Source organism: Rummeliibacillus sp. G93, assembly GCF_023515935.1.
Taxonomy (GTDB): domain Bacteria; phylum Bacillota; class Bacilli; order Bacillales_A; family Planococcaceae; genus Rummeliibacillus; species Rummeliibacillus stabekisii.
Genome location: NZ_CP097314.1, coordinates 1,501,608 through 1,523,583, shown reverse-complemented (window position 1 = coordinate 1,523,583; position 21,976 = coordinate 1,501,608). Strand labels below are relative to the sequence as shown.

General features: G+C 35.5%; 20 protein-coding genes. 5 read left to right on the top strand and 15 right to left on the bottom strand.

The window, feature by feature from the left end:
- Nucleotides 1-406: 406 nt before the first annotated feature.
- From M2M59_RS07620 to M2M59_RS07600, 5 genes are all read right to left on the bottom strand, one after another.
- Entirely contained in the window at nucleotides 407-2,089 is a 1,683-nt protein-coding gene (locus tag M2M59_RS07620; protein WP_066786897.1) for a methyl-accepting chemotaxis protein, read from the bottom strand.
- 457 nt (nucleotides 2,090-2,546) lie between these two features.
- Nucleotides 2,547-3,215 (bottom strand): HD domain-containing protein, encoded by a 669-nt coding sequence (locus M2M59_RS07615; protein WP_249775906.1) that lies wholly within the window; start codon nucleotides 3,213-3,215, stop codon nucleotides 2,547-2,549.
- Nucleotides 3,216-3,240: 25 nt separating this feature from the next.
- Nucleotides 3,241-3,477: a hypothetical protein gene (locus M2M59_RS07610; RefSeq protein WP_249775905.1), complete on the bottom strand. Its 237-nt coding sequence runs from the start codon at nucleotides 3,475-3,477 to the stop codon at nucleotides 3,241-3,243.
- A 68-nt stretch (nucleotides 3,478-3,545) separates the two neighbouring features.
- Nucleotides 3,546-4,730, bottom strand: coding sequence for an NAD(P)/FAD-dependent oxidoreductase (locus M2M59_RS07605; protein ID WP_150284288.1), 1,185 nt, complete (start codon nucleotides 4,728-4,730; stop codon nucleotides 3,546-3,548).
- A gap of 31 nt (nucleotides 4,731-4,761) precedes the next feature.
- Nucleotides 4,762-5,193 carry a helical membrane plugin domain-containing protein gene (locus tag M2M59_RS07600; RefSeq protein WP_066786888.1) on the bottom strand — a complete coding sequence of 144 codons (432 nt, stop codon included), beginning with the start codon at nucleotides 5,191-5,193 and terminating at the stop codon, nucleotides 4,762-4,764.
- Nucleotides 5,194-5,651: 458 nt separating this feature from the next.
- On the opposite strand from M2M59_RS07600, the gene M2M59_RS07595 reads away from it, so the two are divergent.
- Nucleotides 5,652-5,858 carry a DUF4017 family protein gene (locus M2M59_RS07595; RefSeq protein ID WP_249775985.1) on the top strand — a complete coding sequence of 69 codons (207 nt, stop codon included), beginning with the start codon at nucleotides 5,652-5,654 and terminating at the stop codon, nucleotides 5,856-5,858.
- Between the two features lie 63 nt (nucleotides 5,859-5,921).
- Here M2M59_RS07595 and M2M59_RS07590 read toward each other — a convergent pair whose 3' ends face one another.
- Nucleotides 5,922-6,368 carry an SRPBCC family protein gene (locus M2M59_RS07590; RefSeq protein WP_147193534.1) on the bottom strand — a complete coding sequence of 149 codons (447 nt, stop codon included), beginning with the start codon at nucleotides 6,366-6,368 and terminating at the stop codon, nucleotides 5,922-5,924.
- 144 nt (nucleotides 6,369-6,512) lie between these two features.
- Here M2M59_RS07590 and M2M59_RS07585 point away from each other — a divergent pair, with 144 nt between their 5' ends.
- A complete protein-coding gene (locus M2M59_RS07585; RefSeq protein ID WP_184117492.1) occupies nucleotides 6,513-7,109 on the top strand; it encodes a DUF421 domain-containing protein in 597 nt (198 codons plus the stop codon).
- A 76-nt stretch (nucleotides 7,110-7,185) separates the two neighbouring features.
- Here M2M59_RS07585 and M2M59_RS07580 read toward each other — a convergent pair whose 3' ends face one another.
- The 4 genes from M2M59_RS07580 to M2M59_RS07565 form a co-directional block, all read right to left on the bottom strand.
- On the bottom strand, nucleotides 7,186-7,371 hold the full coding sequence (locus M2M59_RS07580) for a hypothetical protein (protein WP_147193535.1): 186 nt from the start codon (nucleotides 7,369-7,371) through the stop codon (nucleotides 7,186-7,188).
- 324 nt (nucleotides 7,372-7,695) lie between these two features.
- Nucleotides 7,696-7,878, bottom strand: a complete 183-nt coding sequence (locus M2M59_RS07575) for a hypothetical protein (RefSeq protein WP_147193536.1) — start codon at nucleotides 7,876-7,878, stop codon at nucleotides 7,696-7,698.
- Nucleotides 7,879-8,333: 455 nt separating this feature from the next.
- On the bottom strand, nucleotides 8,334-10,463 hold the full coding sequence (gene topB / locus M2M59_RS07570; RefSeq protein ID WP_249775904.1) for a type IA DNA topoisomerase: 2,130 nt from the start codon (nucleotides 10,461-10,463) through the stop codon (nucleotides 8,334-8,336).
- Nucleotides 10,464-10,590: 127 nt separating this feature from the next.
- Nucleotides 10,591-11,163, bottom strand: a complete 573-nt coding sequence (locus M2M59_RS07565; protein WP_147195058.1) for a YitT family protein — start codon at nucleotides 11,161-11,163, stop codon at nucleotides 10,591-10,593.
- 573 nt (nucleotides 11,164-11,736) lie between these two features.
- Between M2M59_RS07565 and M2M59_RS07560 the strand changes: the two genes are divergently transcribed.
- Entirely contained in the window at nucleotides 11,737-12,066 is a 330-nt protein-coding gene (locus M2M59_RS07560; RefSeq protein WP_147193538.1) for a zinc metallopeptidase, read from the top strand.
- Nucleotides 12,067-12,110: 44 nt separating this feature from the next.
- On the opposite strand, the gene ade is transcribed toward M2M59_RS07560, so the two are convergent.
- The 4 genes from ade to M2M59_RS07540 all read right to left on the bottom strand — a co-directional run bounded on the left by ade (nucleotide 12,111) and on the right by M2M59_RS07540 (nucleotide 16,649).
- Nucleotides 12,111-13,877, bottom strand: a complete 1,767-nt coding sequence (gene ade, locus M2M59_RS07555) for an adenine deaminase (RefSeq protein WP_249775903.1) — start codon at nucleotides 13,875-13,877, stop codon at nucleotides 12,111-12,113.
- 137 nt (nucleotides 13,878-14,014) lie between these two features.
- On the bottom strand, nucleotides 14,015-15,595 hold the full coding sequence (locus M2M59_RS07550; protein ID WP_249775902.1) for a long-chain-fatty-acid--CoA ligase: 1,581 nt from the start codon (nucleotides 15,593-15,595) through the stop codon (nucleotides 14,015-14,017).
- A 153-nt stretch (nucleotides 15,596-15,748) separates the two neighbouring features.
- Entirely contained in the window at nucleotides 15,749-16,258 is a 510-nt protein-coding gene (locus tag M2M59_RS07545; RefSeq protein WP_249775901.1) for a DNA-deoxyinosine glycosylase, read from the bottom strand.
- Between the two features lie 16 nt (nucleotides 16,259-16,274).
- Nucleotides 16,275-16,649, bottom strand: a complete 375-nt coding sequence (locus M2M59_RS07540; protein WP_147193542.1) for a hypothetical protein — start codon at nucleotides 16,647-16,649, stop codon at nucleotides 16,275-16,277.
- Nucleotides 16,650-16,917: 268 nt separating this feature from the next.
- Here M2M59_RS07540 and M2M59_RS07535 point away from each other — a divergent pair, with 268 nt between their 5' ends.
- Together M2M59_RS07535 and M2M59_RS07530 are read left to right on the top strand one after the other, a co-directional pair.
- Complete coding sequence (locus tag M2M59_RS07535) at nucleotides 16,918-18,978, top strand: methyl-accepting chemotaxis protein (protein WP_249775900.1); 2,061 nt, start codon at nucleotides 16,918-16,920, stop codon at nucleotides 18,976-18,978.
- A gap of 230 nt (nucleotides 18,979-19,208) precedes the next feature.
- Nucleotides 19,209-20,510, top strand: a complete 1,302-nt coding sequence (locus tag M2M59_RS07530; RefSeq protein ID WP_147193544.1) for an aminotransferase class I/II-fold pyridoxal phosphate-dependent enzyme — start codon at nucleotides 19,209-19,211, stop codon at nucleotides 20,508-20,510.
- 212 nt (nucleotides 20,511-20,722) lie between these two features.
- Here M2M59_RS07530 and M2M59_RS07525 read toward each other — a convergent pair whose 3' ends face one another.
- Nucleotides 20,723-21,976: a dicarboxylate/amino acid:cation symporter gene (locus M2M59_RS07525; RefSeq protein WP_249775899.1), complete on the bottom strand. Its 1,254-nt coding sequence runs from the start codon at nucleotides 21,974-21,976 to the stop codon at nucleotides 20,723-20,725.

Below are 21,976 nucleotides of genomic sequence, written 5' to 3'. Positions count from 1 at the left end.
TTAGATTACATCAAGACTAACACCTTTTATTTATAATGTACAGTATATTATCTTATGTTTTATCATGCATTTTTGTAATGGTTATTATGAGAAATATGCCTTGTTACGCTGATGAGTTAAAGTCTCTAATAATTCTACAAGGCGTATTGTATACGCTTTAAAATGCATATTTTTTATAAACAACGGTTGAGAAAGAAAGGCTATAAATTTTTCTTCTTGTTATAAGTAGAACGTAAAAATAATAAACTACGATTGGAATCTCCTAATAACATATACTTGTTTTATTAAGGAATCTTCATATACATGTTTTTCACCAATCCTATATAGTAAAAAAAGAAAACCTAGTAAGAAGATAATATCTCACGAAGTTTTCTTTTTCTTCAGTATTTAACTATTGCACTATTGATCATACTCTAAATTTATAGGTCAAATCCTGGAGACCTGTCGCTTGTTTATTAAGTTCTTGTACAACTCCATTAATTTCTTGCAGTGTTGCATTTTGCTCTTCCACAGAACCAGAAATATTTTTTGCTGAGGTGGCAGACATTTCTGCTCGTGTGGCTATCTCTTCTACAGATGCGGTAACTTCTTCAGCAGCAGCTGAAAGTTGCTCTGATGTTGTAGTTACATCTTCTAGGCGTGTCGTCATTTCATCTACTGACTCTACTATATCATCAAAAGAGTTTGCAGCATCCGTTATTATATGAACACCTTCGTCTACGTTTTTAAGATTCGAATTTACCGATTTTGCAACTGTCTCAGTATCCATTTGGATTGTGGTAGTTAGTTTTACAATTTGTACAGCAGAGTTCTTGGATTCTTCTGCTAATTTACGAACTTCATCCGCTACTACTGCAAAACCTTTACCATGGTCACCAGCTCTTGCCGCTTCAATAGCTGCATTTAAAGCTAAAAGGTTAGTTTGTTCTGCAATATCCGTTATTAAATTCGTCATATGCTGAATCTCTTCAGCTTGTTTTTTCAAACCGATAATCAAGTTATTTGTCTGATTAGTAGAATCTGAAATTAACTGAACTTGGTTCTTCGCAACATTTAAGATTTTACCGCCCTGATTTGCTAGTTCTGTTGCATTTTTAGCTCGATCAAAGAGTGTCTGTGAAGCCTCTGCGATCCGCTGAACACCAAGTGATGTTTCTTGCATGGCTTTCGCTGCTTCCTGAGCTACATCTACCGAGTCCTGTGCTCCTCGGGATGTTTCATCAACATTATCTGAAACCTTATCTGCGGCATGTGAAATTTCTTCTGTGGATGCAGCTAATTCTTCAATCGAAGATGAGAGCTGGTGAGACCCTGCTGCAATATGCCGAATAATACCTTGCAAATTCTTTTTCATTTCATTGAAAGAAGCAGCCAATTTCCCTACTTCATCGTTAGATTTTATAGGAATATCATCTTGCAACAAATCACCTGCTGCAATTTGCTGTGCACCTTTAACGACATCCAACAGTGGCTTAACAATGATTCTTCTTACATTATTAATAAATAGCAAGGCAGTTAAAATACCGAGAATCGCTATTACAAAGTTTAAAATTTTCGCATTTTTTGCGATATAATCTACCTGATCTTGTGCAGCCTTCAACGAGTCTTGTTCATACTTATCGGCTGATGCTACAATCCCCATTAAATCATGGCTAGCAGATTCTGCACTCGTTAATTGTGATGCTGCATTATCATCCATATTTTGTTCTTTAGATTGAACAATCCCATCAATAACTTTGTTGTAATCTGTTGTTAAGTCATTCATCATCTCAGAATAGTCACGAAGCTTTTTAGTATTAGCATTCTTTTTTAAATCATTAATCGATTTGGTTGTTGCTTCTTGGTAAGACAATAATTTTTGCTTATTTGATGCATTGCTGTCTAACAAATAACTTCTCACATATAAACCTTCAAAGGCAAGATTTGATTTAATTGCGTTGATTTGGTTAATCGTATGTATATTTGTATTGATTAGTTCATTAAACGAACCAACCAATTTGTTCATTCTATTTGCATTTACACCCATCAAAATCAGTAGAAAGAGTAATAAAGCAATAAATCCTACACTTATTTTCTTTTGAACAGACATAATTCTCTCATCCCCTTTATTATTCCAAATAGAAGTACAAACAAATAAAATCCAGTAATTGTCTTACTAACTTCTACTTATAGAATTCCCACCCTTCAATATCTACCTAGAGTTATAGTGACATATCTAAGTACTAATATAATAGCATTATTTTACACTAAAATATATTAGTCCAAAGTACCCAAATTTATTGATTTATTTAACTTGAATAAATTTTTGAACTTTTTATAAGCTATTCTATCAAATTCCTATCAAAACCAAGATATTTAATATAGTTTCTTGAAAAATATATTTACAAATAGCAGCTAAATAACATTGTAAACTCGATGAACTAGCATAGATTAGAGCTTGATTATGAATGGCCGAAATAATGTTAAAAAACAAAAACCACAGGCATCTGTAAAAAAATTACAATGTGCCGTAGTCTCATGTTTACTATCAACAATACAAATAATATTTACCTTTTGGCATCCCATTCAGCATAAAATTGTTCTAAATAAGTTTCTAGGAATAGATGCCTTCCTTCTGCTAGTTCCTTGCCCATATTAGTATTCATTGTGTCTTTTAGTTTTAGTAATTTCTCATAAAAATGCATAATCGCTGTATCTTTACCTGAACGATATTCTTCTAGTGTTAAGTTATCTCTAGGTTTCATATCAGGGTGATGTATTGGTCGACCTTTAAAGCCCGCATAGCACATAACTCTAGCGATACCTATGGCACCCATTGCGTCTAATCTATCTGCATCTTGTACAATTTTACCTTCTAGTGTATTCATTTCTTTTTTCTGTGTTCCACCTTTAAATGACATAGTCGTAATGATTTCTAGAATGTCAGCTGCAGTGACATCATCGACTCCATTATCCTTCAACCACAGTTTAACTTTATTAATTCCAGTTTCTTCATCTTTATTTAATTTTTCATCTGCGACATCATGCAATAAGGCTGCAAGCTCACATATAAAAATATTTGCATCCTCTTTTTCAGCAATTGTTTTTGCCAATTCTGTTACTCTGTGAACATGCCACCAATCATGACCACTACTATCTCCACCCAGTTCTGCGTATACAAATTCTTTTGCTGAGTTAATAATCTTTTCTTTACCAGCACTACCGTATGTATTCAATTTCTCTACCTCCTTTAAAACTTACTTATATAAAGTAGCCATTTTTATATTTCTGAATAACATAGTCTTTTATAGACTGAATGCATTCAGCTGATAAAGGGCTCTTGTTTTTACTAATTATGTCTCCATATGGTGTACCATCCACCATACGTATCATTCCTGAAAATTTTTGTTCTTTTGTTTCGTCATATCCTTGAACATGAATAAAACAGGTTATCGGCCCGTGAAAGGCATAATCAATAATGGTGATTTGTTTTTTCATTCTTCCACCTTCTTTTGTTTTAAAAAAACCGACTTCCATTTAAAGAAGTCGGTTTTGCTATCATCGGCTTAGTAAGCTAGTCCGTATAATGCTTTAATATGTGATAAGTAGCGAATATTACTTGCTTCTTTCATTAACGTAGCTGACAAACCTTTAAGTTGTGTGTTATTAGCACCAACTGTTGCTACGCCATCTTTACGACCTAAAGATGCAAGTGTACCAGAGTTCACTGCTACAAATGTTTTCATTGGTTGACCTTTCAATAGAGCAAACAAGTTATAACCCGCTGTTTCACCCATTTGCCATGCTACTTGAGCTGTTGGAGCATATAGTGGACGTGCACCTGGCTCAGGAATCATAACAGAAGAGTCACCTACTACGAATACATCAGGGTGTGAAGTAGATTGTAAGAACTCATTAATTGTTGCTTTACCACGATCTACTTCTAAGCCAGACTCTGCTACTACTGGAAGTGCTGCAACTCCGCCTGTCCATACAAATGTATTGGCAACGATCACTTGACCATCTTTTAATGAAATTTGGTTACCTTCTACAGAAGTAACAGGAAGTCCTGTTAAGAATTCAACACCGCGTTTTGATAAAGATTCAGTAGCTCGTTCAATTAAAGTATCTGGTAATACAGGAAGCACTTTAGGACCTGCTTCAACTAATTTTACATTGAACTCTTTAAAGTCTACACCATATTTTTCAGCAACTTTTGGCATATTGTCGATAATTTCACCAACAAGTTCAATACCAGTCAAGCCGCCTCCACCGATTACGATAGTTGCATCTGCAGGATCTTTTGTTTCTGCATAAGCTTTAATTTTTGATTCAATATGGTTGAAGATATTGTTTGCATCGTTAACAGATTTAAGTACCATACTGTTTTCTTCAAGTCCTGGAATTCCGAAGAATCCTGTTTGGCTGCCAAGTGCAACTACAAGGATATCGAAAGAAAGAGATGAACCATCATCTAATTTAACGAATTTGCCGTCTGGAGAAATTTCAGTCACCTTAGCAATGTGAAGGTCAATGTCTTTACCTTTGAATAGTTTTTCAAGTGGGAAAGAAACTGCTTTTTCATTGATTGTGCCGCCAGCTAAACGGTGAAGTTCTGTAATAATTTGATGAGTAGGAAATTGGTTGACAACCGTTACTTCCGCGTCATCTTTTGTTGCGTATTTGCGGAATGTTAATGCAGCTAAAACGCCACCGTATCCTCCGCCTAAAATGATGATTTTTTTTGACATAATAAATCCTCCATGTTCAGAATTAATAATTCTATTTTAAATGTTTATGTTCTTCGTTCACTTGGATGAAAGCATTCGCAAAACGGAAAAGTTGTTGTACTTGAGGTTCTTTAATCAAGCGAAGCATACCGAAAAGGCCAATTGTTTCAGTGCTAGCATCAGCACGGTCTTTCGCTTCGATTGCTGTTGCTGCTAGTCCTTTAGCAGATTTTACTACTGGGTTGGCCATTTCACTAACAGCACCAACGATATCGTTTTTCAAAACTTCATCTGTTGTTAAAGATTGAGCTAAGTCATAAACTTTTGTAAGAGTAGTCATCATTTCTGTCAATTTTGGCAATTCATTAACCAAAGCAGTGATTGATTCTTGTACCTCAGGTTTCAATAATTGATCCAATACATCCAGTTTTTCTTGGCTTACAGCTTTTTGTTCAGCTTGTAATTGATTAGTCGTTTCTGACATATCCAATTCTCCTTTGCAATAACTATTATTAACTACATATTTCAAAGTAACCTAAAGAAGCATTACTTGATAATCCTTAGACATCTAACAATAAGACGCTTTTGGCCAAGCATGCCAAAAAACATCCAAATTACACACTTTCACTCTAAAAGTGTGTTTGCCAATCATGTTAAGCGCCTTGAAAATCAGTATGCTTCGAATATTTAAATGGAGTATACTCCCCACTTTTAACCTACATAATGAATAATACACCTTTCTTCACAGACTTTCCATCTTAAAAGAGTATTTTCTGTGAAAAAAGTCAAAATGCATAGTTTTCTTTTGGTAAATTTTATATAATTAATTTCTTTATATTATTGAAATCTATTTCAGGAACGAAATGTATATGCTAGAATAAAATAGTAGAAATAGAAATCACTTAGAGTACGATAAAGGCTAGGAGGCAGTTGTATATGAAAATGAATTACTTTGTCCCCCCTATACTAGCTTATCTGATTGTTTGTATAATTTGTACCACCCTCCCAGCTTCTGAAGGATATAATTCAGTCGGCTGGAAATTATTTATTGGTCAAATTTACGCAATACCCATGTTGATCATTGTTTCCATAATCATGTTCATTTTAAAGAAAAAAACACCAGAAGCAAAAAAAAGAATGGATTGCTAAAAGCAATCCATTCTTTTTTTAAAATACATACGTGTATGTAATACCTTCAAATACTGTTTTCTCTTATACGTGTACTAAACCGATTCGATTAGCTACACGATTCGTCAACATACTTGTTGCCTTTGGCAGAACAGCCTGGAAAATCGGGTTTAACACAGGTGCAGCAAACCCTCCAGCTTTCACTTCTAGATAACCAGTCATTTTCGTTTTTTCTTCACTAATTGCTTCTCCTTCAAAGTAACCGTTACCAGTAAACTTATCAGTCAAACCTGTTAATGTAAATGAAATTTTATTAGGCTCATCCCAGCTTGTAATAGTAATCTCCACTTTTACTTCTTTTTTCAATACACCAACATTTCCTGCAAATGTCCAATTTGAATGTTGTTCATCCATCATTTCATGTTCTCTATAGCCAGGCACTAAAGTTGCCCAATTTTCCATTTTGCTAACAAATTCCCAGACATCTTTTTGTGGAACATTTACTTCTACAGTGTGTGAAGCTGTTGCCATTATGATCACTACTTTCTATATTTTTAGTCCACCATCATTATACATAAAAACATTTCAAAGGAATACTGCTAAACCATAATTCGTATAGCAATACAATTATTGCACAGTTTAAAAAGACAAATTCAATTGAAAAGAGTGAATGATGTGGCATTAATCTTGAAAACGTTGCTTCTCATTTTATCAGGTGTAATCTTATTAAGAATTTCTGGCAGAAAATCCATTTCACAGATGAACTTAAGCACCACCATTTTAATGATTTCTACTGGAACAATTCTTGTTCAACCGATTGCAGGTCAAGGAGTCACTCATACAATTATGGCTGTAGGAATTCTTGTATTATTAGTACTTTTTTTAGAATATCTCCAATTAAAATTTAATGCCATAGAAAAACTTATTACGGGAAAAAGCAAAGTTGTGATTGAAAATGGAAAATTAAACATTCGTAACATCAAGAAAGTTCGATTGACAATAGACCAGTTGGAAATGCGACTTCGCAACCAAGGTGTATCGCGTTATCAAGATATTAAAACAGCTACTATTGAACCCAATGGTTTACTTGGTTACGAATTAATGGATGAAGCCAAGCCCTTAACTGTTGGAGAATTTAAAAAAATAATGGAAACTTACCAACGAGAAATTTCTTCACAAACAACTACAGATGCTGCAACACAACAACCAACAATTTTTGATGAGTTAACTGAAAAGCCTAAAGAATATGATCACCCTGATTATCTTCAATAAGATTACTTCATATTAAAAGCCTAAAAAGTGCCCAGACGGTACAATAAATAAATTGTATCAAGTGGGCACTTTTTATTTAATCGTTGTTTTTAGTAGTATCCGCCTCAGTTTGTTTACCTACATTATACGTATCACTTTTCGCCTTGGCAGCATTATCATGTTTTGTTTCCTCAAAATCATCTGGGTTCAAATCAAAACTCAAACCAGTTTCCTCACGATCTTCTTTCTTGGTAGATAAATTTTTCTTTTCATTGTTTGCCATGTTTCTTCACCTCCACCTCTAGAATGCTCGAAAAGCATTCATTCATGCAGATAAATGTCCACAATTGGACAAGGGGTATATCTGCCGTTATGCATATATACCCCTTGAATCAATATTCTATAAGCTAATATAAAAAAAATTCTTATTTTATCCTGGCCAACCGGAAATATCTATCAGTATACTGATACCACAGTTAAATCCTGCTATAAGTTCTTCCCTTTAACTTAAGCAATGCGAACGAACCCTAACTACTTTCGAGTTCCTATACCTGTAGAAAAATTGCCTAATTGTAATAACACATTGAATCAAATGGATACTTTTTAATTATTCGTTGAGACGTGAAGGATTTGTTTTATTTGTTGGTCTATCCTTGTTTTCATTATCATTTTTAGCTTTTGCTGAGTTATTTTGCCCTATTACATCTAAATCGTCTGGACTTAAATCATAGCCGTAACCAAATTCCTCTCGGTCTAAATTGTTTGACTTTTTCTTTTTGTTGTTAGCCATGTTTTTCACCTCCACCTCTAGAATGCGCAAAAAGCATTCATTCATGCGGATAAACTCCCTAAATTGGACAAAGGGTATATCTACCGTTATGGCAAATATACCCTTTGGATTTGATATTTTATTAGCTAATTTAAAAAAGTTCTTATTTCAACCCGATCATCCGGGGAATATCTATCACGTTTACTGTTGCCGCGGTAAAATCCTACTGGAAAGTTCTCTAACTTAAGCAACGCGAACCCTACCTACTTTCGCGTCCTTGTAGCCCTATAGCCACGCCAGTATGAATAAGTATCTTCAAAAACACATCGTAGAATGCCAATAACTTTAAAATTAGCTAATCAGCATAAATTATATTATCTCTTACTTATCTCAAATTGTCAACCCAATTGAATGATATTAAATCAACAAATATGAAAAGACCAGAATATCTATCGATTTTCTTTTAATAGCCACCACTAATTAAATACAAAGGTTACTTTCCCTTGTTCAAGCTTTAACTTAGCCGAAAAGGTCGTACCTTTTTTTGATTTAAAACCCTTGATTTCTTTCGTGATTCCATTCTGGCATAGTTCTTTAATCTGGTTTGGTGATAGCATTTTGCTGGCCACTCTTTTAGATATAATTAAGCTACAGCCTTCTTTATAGTGAGAACAACCATAAAAATTCTTTTGCGAGACCAGCTTACCCTTATGGCAAAGTGGACATAAAATATCTATTTTTTCTTTACATAAAGATTCTTGTGGGATCTGAATTGTAGTCTTCTCCACTTTATCAGGCGTGGTCTCTATCAAATGATGGAGGAATTTTTTTACACTGTTTAAAAAAGCTTCTTGCGTGCCAGTATTATTTCCAATTTTACGCAAATAGTTTTCCCATTTAGCAGTCATAGATGGACTTGCGAGAAGTGAGCCTTCTAATGTTTCACAGAGTATGCGTCCTTTATCTGTGATGGAAACAATGTTTTTAGCGACATCAATATAACCGTGTTTTTTTATTGTTTCAATAATACCTGCTCGCGTGGCCTCTGTCCCTAATCCCTCCACCTCTTTCAAAATATCACTTTCTCCTGAATCCTCGATTATTTTGCCACAGGTTTTCATCATTTGAATTAGTTGGCCTTCTGTATAAGGTTTTGGAGGTTGAGTAGTACCTTCATGGATATGAAGAATGGCCTCCACACTTTCATTCTTTAAAACTTTGGGCAAATACTGTTCTTCTTTCTTTTTCGTTGGAGCTGGCCATAATTCCTGAAAGCCTCGAACAAGTTCAATTTTCCCTGTAGTTTTAAACTCAATACCAACTACATCTGTGATAATGGTTGTCTCTTCATATAGATAGTCATGGTGGAACATTGAAATAGTCGTACGGACTACCTCTAGGTAGAGATTTTTTTCTTGAAGCGACAACCCGTTCAACTTAGCTGCAGTAGGAATCGTTTTAGTAGGAATAATAGCATAATGCTCTTCCACTTTAGATCCATCAACATACCTTCTTTGTGGTTTGGTATGAGTTGCTTCAAATTGCTGGCCGATGAGTTGTTGATATCCTGATAGCCCTCCTGAGATATAGGTAAATTCTGCATCCGTAATGTATTGGCAATCTGAGCGTGGGTAAGAAATCAGTTTTTTTTCATACAAGGATTGAGCAATTTCCAACACCTTTGCGGGGCTATATTTCCACGTCTTGTTGGCTTTTGCTTGTAATGTAGAAAGTGAATGCAACTTTGGCGGTCTAATGGACTTCTTTACTTTCTTTACATCTTTAACAATACCATTCAACGGAGTATTTTCATGCACTCCTGCTTGCTTCAACAATTCTTCTACTTCTTCGCGCTTGTCCTTTTTTATATTAGCTTTCCCTTGGTATTTTCCTTGCTGCGAAGCAAATTCACCAGTTAGCTCATAAAATTTGGCAGGCTTAAAATCTTCAATCTCGAGTTGTCTTTGATAAATCATGAAAACAGTTGGTGACTGAACACGGCCGATGGACATCGTTTCATTGTACCCTTTTGCTTTCAGAAGCATTGTATATAAGCGGCTTGCATTCATGCCGACTAGCCAATCACTAATTTGGCGTGTTTGCGCTTCTTGATAGAGCAACAGATCTTTTCGGTTATCGCGTAAGTTTGAGAAACCTTTTCTGATTTCCTCTGCTTCTAAGGAATTAATCCAGAGCCTTTGAACTGGCTTATTTCTTACACCTGTCTGTTTTAATATAGAATAAAAGATATTAGAACCTTCCCGATCGACATCACAAGCATTAATTAAGAGGCTCGCTTCCTTGAACAACCGTTTCACCTCTTGAAATTGTTCCCACTTTCCCTTCCCTACTCTAAATTCATAGCGATCCGGAATCATGGGCAATTGTGAAAGCGACCACCGCTTCCATTCAGCTTTATAATCAGCAGGCTGCTTTAGTTCTACCAAATGGCCGATACCCCATGTAATCGTTGCTCCATGAGGTAAAACTGGAGAAGGTTTTAATTCTATGTAATGTTTTGTTTTTCTAGCAACTTGAAAAGCCTCTGCATAAGCCTTAGCCTGCGAAGGTTTTTCAGCGAGTATAACAACTTGTTCTATTGTCATTCAACCTCCTGTCTCTCTCCTTAACTATGACTGTCAGCCCTAAAAAGAACACATATTCTTATAATGCTACTCTTATTGAAATAAATCAATATATGTTGTTTAAGAAATAACCTGCCAAGTGCGAATTTCAAGACGTTAATGTTCTGGTAAATGTTCTACTTGTTACTAAGCTAGTTGTCATGCCTGCAAAGAAGATAGCCACAATCGATAGCAAGAATGTATTTGCAGAAAGCAATAACCCGCCAAGTGTGATGACGAAACTATCAAAGATAAAAATAAGCAGGCCTACATTTAGACCGGTCTTTCCATTAATAAAGAGAGCAAGTAAATCACTACCACAAGTACTGATACCCGCACGTAACATGATTCCAATGCCAAGGCCTATAAGTATACCTCCGATTATTGCACTAAACATGGCATCCATCCGAATAAGCACTCGTAAAGGCTTAAATAAATCAATCATCAAAGAAGAAATAATTAAGCCATGGATACTATTATAAAGATAAGCACGATTTTTAAACCAAGCAATTATAAAGACAGGTATACTTAAGATGATTATCATTAATCCAGGTGTTAAATTGTAAAGATAATAGAGAATTAATGATAATCCAATAAAGCCACCGTCCAATATTTGATTAGGTGCCAAAAATAAATTAATTCCTATAGACAGTAAGATACTGCCACTAAATATAATTTTCATCTTTCTAAGCAGAACAATGCCGCCTCCTTGCAAATATTTATTAGTTAATCTTATGAGTAGTTAAATTAATATAGAATTGCCTTCCCCACCCTTATGATTTTTGGTTTGTCTTTTCTGAAGTACACCATGAAAACAAAGTTACAGAAGATTAATTTATAATAGGCCATATCATGGCTGCTCTTTTAGTAGCATGGAGTGTCGGTCTTTTTAGCGAAACAGCAATAAATATTACCTTTACAGAATTAAGTCACATTTTCATTGTAGATCCTCTGTTATCCCATGGTTAGTGTCAGGATATTACGGCAGCTAGTGCATCTTTCATATTTACTCTTGGAATAATTTACGAAAATAAATGCAATTAATTTTAGCCTTACAAAAGAGACATTGTCTGTTCTACATTAGACAATGTCTCTTTTTATATCTTCAAAAATGTAGATCTGGAATAGTTCGATATATCGCACTGAGTCCTTTAATTCAAACCCTTTTATGTGTAGTAAGAACATTGCCATTTAACCCAACCTCCGAACAATGAACAAGCATACTATACATAGAAGGAATAGGAGGTGAAAATATATGATTTCAAGTTGGTTGAGAATAGCATCCATCTACTTTGCAATTAGCGTAGGATATGGGATCTATATGTATGCAACCGATACTTATAATTGGGTAATATATGCACATCTGCTTGTACTAGGATGGCTTTCCAATGTGGCAATCGGTTACTCTTATCAGCGTAAAAATTGCAAATCGAAGGAATTAGAAAGATGGCAGTTTTACCTATTTAATATAGGGCTGCTCTTATTCTTCATCGGGCTAATATTTGGCTCAGTTGTCCTTGTTTGGATAGGGATTGTGCTAATCGCATTATCTATCCTTCTCTATTTAGTTCGGTTGTTCTTGTAAAGCTTAACAGCAGATTCCTTCTAAAGGAATCTGCTTTACATAGTTTATTTGTGGTTTAAAGGAATGAATTTGAACTCTTTCGTATTAAATAATCCTTGATCAGTCAGTCTTAAAGCTGGAATGGCAGGGAGGGCAAGAAACGATAGTGTAATAAACAAATGAAATGATAGGTTTGTATCTATTTTTCCAAGTGCCTTATGAAGCTCTCTCATTTGTTCAACCACTGCTTTTGCGTCTAGATCTGACATTAATCCACCGATAGGTAGTGGGATTGAACTCAACACTTCACCATCTGCTGTAATCGCATAGCCGCCTTGTATCTTATTTATTTCATCTATAGCTAGCAACATATCTTCATCGTTCGTTCCACATACTATCAAGTTATGAGAATCATGTGCAAATGTTGTAGCAATGGCTCCTCTTTTTATCCCCATTCCCATTACAATTCCCTTTCCTATGCAATTTAGATTATGATGGCGTTCAATGACCGCTAATTTTAATAAATCGTCTTTAGGTGAAGGATTAAATTCATTATTTTTCACAGGGACATTTTCTACTTTTAATTTAGTCTCTAATTCATTTGGGATAATTTCAATTATGTGTACTTGCTCGTTCGGGTTAAGTGGTATCGCCAAATCTTCTTTTTTCACGAGTGGCAGTTTAACGGAGTGTAAAATTGAATGAGGTACAGGGATTCTTTTCTTTCTCTCGGTTAGCATTTTTCCATTTTCAGCGACTTTTTTCCCGTTTTTCCATACAGCTTGAGATTCGCATTTTTTCAAATCCTTTAAAAGAACAAAATCTGCTAGATATCCCTCTGCTAATGCACCTTTTTTATGTAGCTTATAGCATTCAGCCGCATTCAACGTAGCAATTTGTATTGCTAACAATGGCTCCATTCCTGCTTCAATCGCAATTGAAACAGCATGATTAATACTGCCTTCTTTCATTAGTTCATCAACATGCTTATCATCGGTACAAAAGCAAAATCGCCTAGCATTAGTTGCGGTAACAGCGGGTAAAATAGCCAAAACATTTTTAGCAGCAGACCCTTCTCTCATAAGAACATACATCCCTTGTTGTACACGAATACTTGCTTCTTTTGCTGAAATACTTTCATGATCAGTATGTATGCCAGCCGCCCGATAGCCTCGAATTTGAGTCTTCGTCAATTCAGCTGCATGACCATCTACAAGTTTTCCAAGGTTCTTTGTTTCCACAATCTTTTTTAGGATGTCATCTTCCATCTTAAAAAAAGCTTCATAATCCATTACTTCAGCTAATCCAAGCACATCATATTCATTCATAAACAACCCAACAGCTTCTGCATCTAGTTTAGCGCCTGCATGTTCAAAGGAAGTAGCAGGGACACTGGAAGGGACCATTGTATATATATCCATTTCTGCCTGACGTGCACTTAAAAGCATATATTGAACCCCAAGTGTACCTGCAACATTTGCAATTTCGTGGGGATCTGTAATAGCAGTCGTAACGCCAAATGGTAAGATTACACGGCTAAACTCAGAAGGGGGCAGTAAAGTGGATTCTATATGGATATGAGTGTCTATCAACCCAGGAATAACATGTTGGCCTTTCGCATCTTCCTCTTCTAATGCTTCAAATTCCCCCTCTTCATCAATCGCTACAATCATTTCATTTTTCACTACAATGTCAGCCTTTCGCCAAACAAGGTTAAACACATCCGCTACTTTTGCGTTACGTAAAATAAAATCTGCTTGCTTTTTTTGCTGAGAGCTTGAAATCTTATCTTTAACTTTTTGTATTTTGCTATCCACTTCTTCTTTATTCATCTAAAAACCTCCTTTTATAATTGAGCAATCACTACCTTTATATGCTACCCTTATAAAAAAATGAATTATAAGAAAAAAATGTAAATCTAATTATTTAAGAAGAGTTCACTTTAATAGAAAGTGAACTCTTCTTACCATCATTTATGAATATGAGTGCTATCTGAATAATTAGTGCGCAAATGCACTTTTTGTATTTTGCCAGAAGCCGTTTTAGGTAATTCCTCAATAAATGTAACACTTGTTATTGCTTTAAAATGCGCTAATTTGGATCGAGAGAACTCAATTACCTCAGACTCTGTTAATGTGCTGTCTTTCCGTAAAACAATGTATGCATGTGGAGTCTCTCCCCATTTTTCATGCGGAACAGCGATTACAGCTGCTTCAAGGATATCTGGATGATCATACAAGACACCTTCTACTTCTATAGATGAAATATTTTCTCCACCGCTTATAATGATATCTTTTTTACGATCCGTAATAGTTAAATAGCCCATTTCATTTATATGGCCTACATCTCCTGTATGCAGCCAACCATCTTTGACTGTTTGAAGAGTAGCTTGTTCATTTTTCCAATATCCTTTCATTACACTATTGCCTCGAACAATGACTTCTCCGACTGTTTCCCCATCGTGTGGCACTTCTTCACCTAGTTCATCTACAACTTTTACTTTTGTGCCAATCATGGGTGTTCCGGCTTTCGCCTTTAATTCATACTTTACCTCTTTTGGTAGATGCTCATATTGAGGTAATATACGTGAAATTGTACTTAGTGGAGAGGATTCTGTCATGCCATATACTTGGACAAATTCCCATCCGATTTCCTTTTCTACTGTTTCTACAAATGCTACTGGAGGAGCAGAACCCGCTATTACTACACGAAGTTTATCAGACCGTTCAGGCTGTTCTTCATCGAAATATTGAATTAAACTGTTTAATACGGTAGGAGCCATATGGACAACGGAGACATTGTGTTCAGCTATTTCATCAAAAATTGCTTTTGGAGAAGATTTTCGTAAAAATATTTGGGTTGCTCCATTGGCTGTATAATAAAATGGTGACCCCCATCCATTCACATGGAACATTGGTAAAACATGAAGGAGCACATCTTCATCTGTCACTCGTAAATGGTGCATTGTTGTAATTGCATGTAAGTAATTGTTTCTATGTGTTAGCATCACACCCTTTGGATCTCCTGTTGTTCCACTTGTATATAAGAGGCTTGCTACGTCATTTTCTTCAAGCGTCTCTCTTGGAAAAGGAGCTTCACTAAAACCAGTAAGCCACTCATCATAACCAAGTTCGGATGTTCCATTCTCTTTATAATGAACTACAATATGCTCTACTGTTTCTAGTTTATCTTTAACAGGTAAAATTAAATGATAAAAATCTTGATCAACAAACAATATTTTTGATTCACTATGATTTAGGATAAATAGATAGTCTTCAGGTTTCAGTCGAATATTAAGAGGTACCATGACTGCTCCCAATTGATAAATGGCATAAAAACCTTCATACATTTCAATTGTATTTGAAGCTAAATAAGCAACATGATCGCCTTTTTTAACTCCCATTGAATGTATCCCTCGTGACAATCGGTTTACCCGACCATTCAGCTCATGGTATGTAAGCTCTCTATTTTCATCTATAATTGCTTTTTTCTCACCATATAATTCCACTGCACGATCTAAAAAATCTGTAAGCACTAATGGTACATTCATCGTCCTACACCTCATTATCTTTTAATATACCATTTATTTTACAATATTCAGATAATTATGTCATTAAAAACATTGCGTATGATTTTTATAGTGTAAAAAATACTCTTCTAGTATTATGCCATACAAAAAAACCAGTGAATTATTCTCACTGGTTCATAATATATACCTTTCTATTATCCGCCACTCTTCTATCTTTTCATTGAATGATTTGATGTTCTTTCCTGGTATTGGACTAGTAGAAGGCATTTTAGCAAAATCAACATCTACATCTTTTAAAAAATCTAAACCAATATACTTTTTAAATACATCAAAAGACTTTCCTCCATTAAATAAGATCAAGCGAATAGATGGATATATTCGAAGTATTTTACTAAAATCATTCGGAACAATCTCTTTAATCGTAGAATCAAGGCTTCCCTGCCGTTCACAGGATTGTATAGTGTCCCACAAGCCAATCCTGTGCTGAATAAGAAGTTGGATTTTCAGTTGATAGTCATTTGGAATATCAGAACCTAGAATTTCACCTATAATTGGCCAAAAATGGTTGCGGGGATTGCCATAATATTGCTGCTTGGTAAGCGATTGTTGGCTGGGCATAGAACCAAGGATCAGCACACGGGTATCTTGGTCGATAATTGGCTCCAAAACATTATGAATTGGCATTCTTCAACCACCTTTTCTAAAATCTTTTGGCATCTAGTCTGCGATCCAACAAATTAAATTCAATCACCATCTCATTATAAGAAGTGAAGGTTGCTTCATAAATAGAATCTACTAAAGAAATATCCATTGTTTCATCAAAGTTTGTACTAACTACCTGGAAGGTATCTCTAAAAGCTTCCATATTCTCTTGGAAAGCCTTAATTTCACCCATCTCTTGTATAGTTGGATCAGTAAATGTATATACGCCAAAAGAATGTTGGTTCGCACAAAATTTTTCAAACGCATCAAATCTAGCTTTTCCTTTTTTCTTGGCGAGACGTTTTAATTCCTTCATGCTTTTTAAAACATTTTCACCCTGTTCAGCCAGTAAGGTATTGATTGTTGAATTCATAAAATAACGGCCCTTCTATTTAAATATTTTTGCTTACTTTTATCATATCATAGCGAGGATTTTTTCACATATGAGCTGTTTGATTCCACTAAATAGTGTATTAAAAAGTAATTCTTTAGCCTGAATGCCTAATCTATTTTCTTTAACTAAAGAATTGTCGATAAAAATCGAATTAGTAGTATTGACTACATTTATCAATCTAGTTTATAGTAATAAAGTTGTTTAATAACTACATTACAGAAAAATTTTACTAAGGCAGGAGATAAAATTGAAAAAAAGCAAGTTAGCGCTTTCATGGCTGAAAAAAAGTATTTCAACCAAATTGTCACTTTCACTGCTAGTTGCCATCATCATTGTTTTTTCAGTAACTGGCGTGATGAATTATACCTATACGAAATCTCTTCTTATACACGATATTGAAGAAGAACTTTCAACAAAAAGTAATGCCACTGCAGAGTCCGTTAATAGCATGTTTTCTGAAAAACAAGCGATTGTCCGGCAAATTGCTGCAAACCAAGAAATTACGGACTATTTACATACTACTCATTCACGTAACGAGGCTAGAACAGATTCTCATTATAAAACGGTTATGCAATCACTTGACAGGATACCTAAAGCTGATGAGTCTATTGCTATGGTATGGGTTGCCAGTATCGATGGGAACTTCTTAATAGGGAACAACAATTTATTGCAGGATAAGAGTTTTGATATTAAAACTCGGCCGTGGTATCAGCCTGCTTTAGCAGATGATGATGTTTATTTTACTGAACCTTATATGGACCAAGTGTTTGGCAAGGTTATTTTAAGTGCCATTAAACAAATAAAAGATGGCAATAAAACGTTAGGATTTGTTGCAATTGATTTGTTTTTAGATGATCTACCTGGAATTATGCAGTCATATAAACTAGGTAAAGGTGGCTATTCATTTTTACTAGATAATAATGGAACCATTTTGTATCATCCTGATAAAAAATTAATCTTAGAAAAGAAATTGTCTGATTTAACAGGCGATATGGGTAAAATCGGACAAAAAATGGTAACTGGAAAAGAAGGTCTACAATTAGCTTCAGTTAAAGGCCAGAAACAATATGTCGGTTACTCCCAGGTACCAGCTACAGGCTGGTCAGTAGGTACGTCTATACCTCAAAAAATAGCACTTGCTAGTCTAGATGAGTATGTTAAAAAGATGATTTTATTCTTTGCAATCGGCGGCTTGCTTCTTATATTAATAGTCTATTTGCTTTCTAAAAAAATGCTTCAATCAATACCGTATATGTCCAAAGTTATTAAAGTGCTAGCAACTGGAGATTTGACACCTAGATTGAAAGTACAATCAAGCGATGAGCTTGGACAAATGGCAACAGATATTAATCTTATGATTGATTCATTTGCTGACACTATTAATCAAGTGAACGACTCTGTGGGACAATTAGCCGCTTCATCAGAAGAATTGACTGCTATCTCAGATGAAACCGTGAAGTTTTCAAATGAAGTAGCTTCTTCGACTCAGCAAATTGTAAAAGGTTCTGAACAACAAATTGAGGGTGCAGACCAAACATCCTACTCAATGGAAGAAATGGCTAACGGCGTTCAGCGAGTTGCAGAGTCAACAACAAATGTTTCTGAACAGACAAACATGTCAGCAAATGAAGCAACAGAAGGCTATAATAATATCCAACATGCCATGGACCAAATGGAACAAATTAGAAACTCAGTTGGTGATGCTTCAAGCGAGATCCAAAAGTTAGAAGTGTATTCGAAAAATATTGATGAAATGGTATCAGGTATCACCAATATTGCCTCACAAACACAATTGTTATCTTTAAATGCTTCAATAGAAGCCGCTCGAGCAGGCGAACACGGTAAAGGATTTGCAGTAGTGGCTGCAGAGGTGAAAAAATTATCTGCAGAATCACAGGAATTCTCCTCTCATATCGCTGCTATCATTCAAAAAGTGCAATCGTCTACAGCGGCTGCTGCCAAGTTAATGAATAAAGGCGTAGGAGATGTCGATGAAGGCTCTGCTATTCTTAATACAGCGGGAAGTTCATTTAAACAGATGACAAATGCATTCCAAACTATAGCGGACCAAGTTTCTGAAGTTTCAGCTGCAGCAGAAGAAATTTCTGCCGGCACAGAAGAAGTTTCAGCTGCTATGAATGATATTTCATCAGTAACCCGCAATACCTTTGATCATACTAAAGGCATTGCAAGCGCGGCAGAGCAGCAATCTGTCTTTATGGAAGAAATCTCTTCTTCAGCCAAGACTCTTAGTGAAATGGCAGAAGATTTACAAACAGCATTAGCTAAATTTAAAACTAATCAATAAAATTAAAAAGCAAAAATATGAGGAGCATTGCTCTATCATGTCTTTGCTTTTTTTCTCTTTAATTTCTTCAATTTCAGTTAGCTTCTTTTTGTTTTTATTTTAAATAGACTAGCGAGGTTTATCTTTTTAAAAAAATTCAAGTAATAACAATATTATTGGCTATACCCCATCCTTTTCATCATAAAATCATGTATAATATCGTTAGCATAGAGAAAAAGAGGCGATCAATTTTGCATAGTTTAGCAAAAGAATTAAATGAAAAAATTCAATCAGAAAATCCATTTGTATTTGAGATGCTATCGGATCTAGGAAAAGCATTATACTATCCAAAAGAAGGAATCCTAAGCCAATCAGCCGAAGCTGGGAAAAAGGCTCATAAATTTAATGCGACTATCGGAACTGCTCTTGAGAATGGACAGCCGATGCATTTAAACGTAATTCAAGAAACTTTATCCGCTTATAAGCCTTCTGACCTTTATCCTTATGCCCCACCTGCTGGCAAACCTCAACTTCGTGCAGAATGGCGTAAAAAAATGCTAGTGGAAAATCCTTCATTAGAAGGTAAATCCTTTGGCAATCCAATTGTGACGAATGCATTGACACATGGTTTGAGCACTGTTGCTGATTTATTTGCAGATCAAGGCGATGCGCTTATTATCCCTGATAAAAACTGGGAAAACTATGATATGGTGTTTGGTATTCGACGCCATACAAATACTGTCACTTACCCTTTATATAATAACGAAAATAAATTTAATGCAGATGGATTGTACGATGCGATTATGGCGCAAAAAGAGAAAGGCAAAGCCATTGTCTTATTGAATTTCCCAAACAATCCAACAGGCTATACACCTCTAAAAGATGAAGGCGATGCGATTGTGGATGCTATCCATAAAGCAGCAGATGCTGGTATCAATGTTGTAGTTGTTACAGATGACGCATACTTCTCCCTTTTCTTTGAGGATTCTTTACATGAGTCTTTATTTGGTGCATTGAGCAATTTGCATGAACGCGTCCTAGCAATTAAAGTAGATGGCGCTACAAAAGAAGAATACATTTGGGGATTCCGAGTTGGTTTTATCACTTACGGAAATAAAAGCGAAGCAATCCTAGCTGCTTTAGAAGATAAAACAATGGGGATCATCCGTGCAACAATTTCAAGCGGTTCGCACCCTTCTCAAACATTCTTGCTTCATGCATTACAAAGTCCAGAATTTGAAGCGCAAAAACAAGAGAAATTTGATATCATGAAAGCCCGCGCCAACCGTGTGAAGGAAGTCTTAAATAATAGCAAATTTAACGCTGTATGGGATTACTATCCATTCAATTCTGGCTATTTCATGTGCTTGAATTTAAAATCTGTTGATGCGGATACACTCCGCTTACATTTGTTAGACCGCTATGGTGTAGGCACAATCGCACTTAGCGAAACAGATTTGCGCGTTGCATTCTCATGCATTGAGGAAGAAAATATTGAAGAATTATATGAATGCATCTATCAAGGAATTAAAGATTTAGAAGCGACTAAATAATTTAAAGAAGAAAAACCAAAATAAAAAACCGAGCTTCATGTGATAAAAATTCACATATGCTCGGTTTTTCTTTTTATTTTATTATAATTAAATCCAATCATAATAGAGAACTTAATTTAGTACTCCGCTGTCGATGCGATTACCAATCTTAGAAGGAATTCTTCACTTTTAAAATTGATTTTGAGAATGGCTAATCTTAAAAACTACCATTTTTATTGAGCTTGCTGCAATTGAGTTTCATTTACAGCACTCTCTTCTACTAAATTACTTTCTGTATTAGCAACGTACATTGCGCACACGGCATCTCCTGTGACGTTTACAGCTGTACGGGCCATATCTAGAATTCGGTCAATACCAATAATGAGAGCAATCCCCTCTACCGGCAATGAAACTGCATTTAACACCATTGCCAACATAATTAAGCCTGCTCCAGGAACAGCAGCTGTACCAATACTTGCCAAAACTGCAATGATAACAACAGTAGCTAATTGCATAATTGTTAATTCCACCCCGAATACTTGTGCGATAAAGACAGTTGCTACTCCTTGCATAATAGCAGTTCCGTCCATATTGACAGTTGCTCCAAGTGGCTGAACAAAACTTGAAATCGATTTAGGTACACCTAATTTCTTCTGTGCAATATCCATTGCAAGCGGCAAAGTGGCTCCACTACTTGATGTACTAAATGCGACAGTCATTGCTGGGAAAAAATCTTTGACAAATTGAATCGGATTCCTCTTCGCCATAAATTTTACCGCTCCACCATAGACGAAAATAAAGTGCACAATCAACCCTAAAATAACAACAATCATATAAAGGCCCATTGCTTTAATTGCATCAAATCCTTGTTTACCAATGGCCGACGCAATCAGGCCAAAAGTACCGAACGGAGCAAATTTCATCACTAAAGTCACTAAGTACATCATGATTTCATTACCTTCATCGATAACCTTCCATGCAGTCTTTACCCGGTCGCCTAAGAACGCCAGGGCAATACCGATAAAAACAGAGAAGAATATGATTTGAAGCATATTGGCTTCCACAAATGCTAGAACAGGATTTGAAGGAATAATGTTTAATAATGTATCAGTTACTGCAGGAGCTTCATTTGTTTCGTATTGAAGCCCATCTGTTGCAAAAGTTCCGACAGTTCCTGGTTTTATAACTGAAGCCAACACAATTGCAATAATAATAGCAATCGCCGTTGTCGCTAAGAAAAAGACAATTGCCTTTACGCCAATTTTCCCAAGTTTCTTTGGATCACCAATATTTGCCGTCCCGAGTGCAATAGAAAAGAATACAAGTGGAACAACAAGCATTTTAATTAAATTAATGAAGATCGTTCCAAGTGGGGAAAAGAAATACTGATCAACTTTAGGGAAAATGGATGGTGCTGCAAAATTCATCACTAAACCGACAACTGCGCCGACAATTAACGCGATTAAAATATTTCTAGCCAACTTCAT